Origin of the sequence: uncultured Phascolarctobacterium sp. (assembly GCF_937920985.1) — a bacterium.
Taxonomy (GTDB): domain Bacteria; phylum Bacillota; class Negativicutes; order Acidaminococcales; family Acidaminococcaceae; genus Phascolarctobacterium_A.
This window is the reverse complement of sequence record NZ_CALDXR010000014.1, coordinates 1-4,610: the sequence shown is the minus strand read 5'-3', so window position 1 is coordinate 4,610 and position 4,610 is coordinate 1. Positions and strand designations below refer to the sequence as shown.

Below are 4,610 nucleotides of genomic sequence, written 5' to 3'. Positions count from 1 at the left end.
GCGTAGTGGACTTTCACCACCTAGTTATCGCCCATGCTGGGCGCACCACAAAAAATCCGACGCACCGCTTCTACAGCACGTCGGATTTACTTTATTCATCCCACAATATTCACTTTACCATCTCTTGCTGCTGCGCCAGTATTCACCACGGAGCAATGCCAGCACTGTAAACAGCTCCAAGCGTCCCAAGAGCATAGCCAACGCCAGCGTCAGCTGTCCCATACCGGTAACACCGGCATAGTTGCCGGTAGCGCCGATGCTGCCAAAGGCAGGACCGACACTGGAAATACAGGAGGCCACGCCAAAAACGGCCTCGTCTACATCTACACCGCTTAAGCAAAGCAGCATAGTCAAAACAGCGATAACCAGAACATAAACGAAAAAGAAACGGCTGACGTTGATAATCGTTTCTGTAGGCAGACGTCTTTTAGCATAGTAAACGTTGAGCAGCATCTGCGGATGCATAGTGCGACGCAGCTCCGCCATAACAGTTTTCAGCAGTACGATAAAACGGCAGACCTTAATACCGCCGGCAGTAGAGCCTGCGCAGCCGCCGGTCAGGAAGGTTACAGCCAAAACGAGCTTGGAAAAGGACGGCCACTGGTCATAGTCCGCCGAAACATAGCCAGTAGTACTGCCGAAGGAAGCCACTTGGAAGAAGGCTTCACGTATGCCGTCTGCCACACTGTAGCCATTCACCATAATAATGTTGATGCTGATTAAAACAGTGAAAATAGTCAGCAACACAATGTAGCTTTTGAATTCCAGATCATGCCACAAAACCTTCAGGCCGATTTGCGTAACCTGATAGTATAAGGCGAAGTTACCTGCCGCCAAAATCATAAACAGACCGGTAACGATTTCAATACCCGCGCTGTGAAAATGCGCGATGCTGTCATTATAAGGCGAAAAACCGCCGGTAGCAATAGCCGAGCAGGCATGGTTAACAGCATCATAGGTACTCATGCCCAAAATTGCCAGCATACCGGTAAGAATAATCGTAAACAGCAGATAGATATAGAACAACGCTACTGCAGTTGTACGGATACGCGGCAGAATACGGCTGTTGGAAAAGCCGCTGACCTCCGCGTTAAAAAGATACACAGCACCACCGGCAATCTGCGGCAGAAGTGCCACGAACAGCACGATGATACCGATACCGCCAATCCAGTGCGTCAGCGTGCGCCAAAGCAGCAGGCTGCGTGATACTATATCAAGATTGGCAATCGCCGTTGCGCCGGTGGTAGTCAATCCGGACATGCTTTCAAAGTAGGCAGCGGCAGGGTTCAAAATGCCGTCAAAGCAATATGGCAACGCACCCAGGGCAGCAGCCAAAAGCCACGAAAAGAATACCGTACCGATGCCCTCGCGCACGGATAAATTACGTGCTCCTCTACCGTCACCATAGTAATCAAAGATTCCGGCCAAAATAACAGCTACCGCTATGGAAAAGATAAATGTTCTGGAGGTAGCATATTCGCCATAGATAACAGACATCAAAAGCGGCAACAGCTGAGCAATCGCCAGACCGGTAGAAATTCTTCCCAGGAGATATATTATAACCTTTGCATTCATCTTTTATACCTCCTGCTGTTACCAGTTCTGCTTATCGCGCCAAAAATCAGGGCGCATGATAACAAGCAGCGTAAAAATTTCCAGACGTCCCAAAATCATCGCCCAAATGCTGATGAAACGTGCCCAATCGGAAAGGCAATTATAGGTAGATGTCGGGCCTACAATGCCGAAGGCCGGACCTACACTGCTCATACAGGCAGCAATCAAGCCCATTGATTCCATTATCGGTATCCCCGACAGGGAAATCAGGATAGTCAGCACAATAAATACCAAAATATACAGGAAGAAAAAACGCGTAATATTACCGACGATAATCGGGTTGATTTCACGCTCACCCATTCTGATGGAATAAACAATGCGCGGGTGCAGAGTGCGCAGCAGCTCCGCCCAGCCTGCCTTCAGCAGGATAACAAGACGGGTAATCTTAATACCGCCTGCGGTAGAACCGCTGCAGCCGCCGATGAACATCAGCATCAACAGAACGCTGCGGCTGAAACTGGGCCAGTTGTTATAGTCATCCGACGCATAACCTGTCGTACTACCGATAGACACAGCCTGGAAAATACTGTGACGAAGAGCGCCGTTAAAATCCATATAACCGGAAAAATACAGATTGCCACAGATAAGTGCAGCCGCTGTTGTGAGTATCAGCAGATAATATCTGTGTTCGCTGTCCTGACGCACGGACGCCCAATCGCCACGCCAGATTTTATAATACAAAGAAAAGTTCATGCTGGCAATCAGCATAAAAACAATAGCAATAATCTCAACATAAACAGACCTAAAGGAAATCAGGCTATCGTGATAATAGGAAAAGCCGCCTGTCGCCATAGTTGCCAACGCCAGGTTCAGCGCCTGAAATATCGGCAAACCTGCAAGCAGCAGTAAGGCAACCTCCACTGCTGTTAAAATAACATAGATTAAGAGAATCATCATGGCAGATTCCTTGATTTTCGGCAAAGTACGTTCAGCCGTACCACCAGGAAGCTCCGCGTTGAACAGATAGCTTGTACCGCTGTTCATCTGCGGCATGATGATAATAAACAGCATGATAACGCCGATGCCGCCGGTCCAGTGCGTCAGACAGCGCCAGACACGGATGCTAGGCGGAAAATCGTTAAAAGAAAGTGCGGTAGTAACACCGGTAGTAGAAAAACCAGAAACACTTTCAAAAACCGCCGCAATCGGATCCGCCGGATTTAAAAACAAATACGGCAGCGCACCCATCAGGCAGACCAACAGCCAACCGCAGCCTACGACCGCAATAGCTTCACGCACGCGCAGGCGCTGACGCGGTCTTCTGCTGCCAAAGAGGTTAAAAAGCGAAGCGATAGTGCTGGTTGTAATCAGCGTAAATATAAAAATCCATATATGATCCCTGTCTGCAAGTAATGCAGCAATCAGTGGCACCAGCAATATACAAGAAAATGCTATTGTCAGCTTGGCTAATAAACGGTTAACAAGCCTTGAATCCATAGTTAAGCGCCCCGGCCTTCAAATAACGGTACTGTAGTCTTGGAAAATTCACTTTTGATAAAGAGAATTACGCGGTCATTAGCATGCAAGACAGTATTACCATTAGGAATATAGGCTTCATTACCACGCACAATAGCACACAGCAAGCATTCCGGCGGCAGGTTCATATCACGCACTGCCACACCGTCTACATCGCTGTTTTCGCCGACAATAATCTCCAGAGCTTCGGCCTGTGCTCCCTCCAACAGTGATACGGATACAATACCACCCTTGCGGACGAAACGCAGCACTTCGCCTGCACTCAAAAGACGCGAAGACAGTACGATGTCTACGCCAACTTTTTCCATCAGCTCAATATATTCGTTACGTGCAACACGCACGATGGTCTTACGTGCGCCCAGATGCTTGGCCAGCTGTGCCAGCAAAAGGTTCAGCTTATCATCTTCGGTCAGGCAAATAACAACGTCTGCTTCCGAAACGCCCTCTTCAATCAGAAGGTCGATATCAGTGCCGTCGCCGCACAAAACAAGGCCTCGCTTCAGTTTGGCAGCCAAAAGCTGGCAACGGTCCTTATCCTTTTCGATAACCTTAACTTGTATACCCTGCTTTTCCAGCATGGGAGCTAAAAAGCGACCTGTGCGGCCTGCACCGATGATGAGAACCTTCTCCAACTTTTCATAAGTATTGGAGAAAGAATTTTCAAACTCACGGATTGCTTCATGCTTGCCTACGAAGTAAACGTTATCGCCCGGAATTACGTAATCATTACCATGAGGAATTATCATCTGATGACGTCTGAAAACCATGGCCATCAGGATATCCTTAGGGATATTCAAATCCTTCAGCGGTATATTAACGATAGGTGAATCCTCCTTCACCTTGGCTTCGAACATACGCACCTTGCCATCAGCAAAGTCATCTACATTCAATGCAGATGGTGTCATCAGGATATGATCAATTTCACCTGCGGTAATACGCTCAGGATTGATTACGAGGTCAATTTTCATATCATCCTTAAGCATTTCCGGCGAATGGATAGCATAATCCACGTTGCGGATACGGGCAACGGTATGCTTAATACCATGATTCTTGGCCATCAGGCAGGTCACCATATTTACTTCATCACTATCTGTGCAGGCGATAAGCACATCGGAAGCACTGATATCAGGATCAGCAAAGGTTGTAGGGCTGCAGGAGTTACCTTCAATTGCTAGTACATCCAATGTGTTTTGAATAACGTCCTTGCGCTTGGGGTCAATTTCTACAACTACTACATCAAACTGATCTTCTGCTAAAAGCTGTGCAATACTAAAGCCAAGCTTACCTGCACCAGCTATCACTATACGCATTCTAATTACTCCTTTAAGATGGAAAACCCATTAATTTCTATTGCTTAAATACTGCTCTATATTATAACACAAATAGCCTTAAACGTCGACAGATGCTATTTTGACGATGTTGGCGAAGTGTTAATAATATGTAAAAAAGGGGATATCATAAGATGGCTGCAGGCAGAAAAAAAGAACCATACCTTTTGGTATGGTTCTTTTTTTCTAACC

Annotated in this window: 3 protein-coding genes; all 3 read right to left on the bottom strand. The window is 47.0% G+C overall.

Annotated features, from left to right (window positions below):
* Nucleotides 1-114 precede the first annotated feature (114 nt).
* From Q0612_RS02320 to trkA, 3 genes are read right to left on the bottom strand one after another with little or no spacing between them, the layout of a single operon-like run.
* Nucleotides 115-1,575, bottom strand: coding sequence for a TrkH family potassium uptake protein (locus Q0612_RS02320; RefSeq protein ID WP_298880265.1), 1,461 nt, complete (start codon nucleotides 1,573-1,575; stop codon nucleotides 115-117).
* A gap of 18 nt (nucleotides 1,576-1,593) precedes the next feature.
* Nucleotides 1,594-3,051, bottom strand: coding sequence for a TrkH family potassium uptake protein (locus Q0612_RS02315; RefSeq protein ID WP_298880262.1), 1,458 nt, complete (start codon nucleotides 3,049-3,051; stop codon nucleotides 1,594-1,596).
* Between the two features lie 2 nt (nucleotides 3,052-3,053).
* Nucleotides 3,054-4,400 (bottom strand): Trk system potassium transporter TrkA, encoded by a 1,347-nt coding sequence (trkA, locus tag Q0612_RS02310; RefSeq protein ID WP_210684386.1) that lies wholly within the window; start codon nucleotides 4,398-4,400, stop codon nucleotides 3,054-3,056.
* Nucleotides 4,401-4,610 lie beyond the last annotated feature (210 nt).

Coding starts and splice junctions, on each gene's coding strand:
- Q0612_RS02320 (WP_298880265.1), bottom strand. CDS start 1,575: ATGAATGCAAAGGTTATAATATATCTCCTGGGAAGAATTTCTACCGGT.
- Q0612_RS02315 (WP_298880262.1), bottom strand. CDS start 3,051: ATGGATTCAAGGCTTGTTAACCGTTTATTAGCCAAGCTGACAATAGCA.
- trkA (WP_210684386.1), bottom strand. CDS start 4,400: ATGCGTATAGTGATAGCTGGTGCAGGTAAGCTTGGCTTTAGTATTGCA.